The following is a 218-nucleotide window of genomic DNA, read 5'->3' on the forward strand; positions in this document are numbered from 1 at the left end:
CGGAGACGGCATGAGCCTGTGGATCGACGTCGGGGTCCCCGCCCGCGATGCGGCCGCGCTGCTCATGCGCCTCGGCTGGCTCGTCCGCACCGGCGACGACTTCCGGCTCGACCCCGACGCCGGACCCTCGCAGCACCTGCGCGTCACCGTCCACGACCTCACGGACGCTGAGGCGGAGGCGCTGGCCGCAGATCTGGTGGCCGTGGCGGGGTGAGGGG

General features: G+C 74.8%; 1 protein-coding gene. It reads left to right on the forward strand.

The features are described 5' to 3' along the window. On the forward strand, positions 1-214 hold a 214-nt coding region (locus MJ643_RS31365), incomplete at its 5' end, for a hypothetical protein (protein ID WP_247727411.1). Positions 215-218 lie beyond the last annotated feature (4 nt).

Source organism: Pseudomonas sp. PNPG3, from assembly GCF_023093815.1.
Classification (GTDB): Bacteria; Pseudomonadota; Gammaproteobacteria; order Pseudomonadales; family Pseudomonadaceae; genus Aquipseudomonas; species Aquipseudomonas asiatica.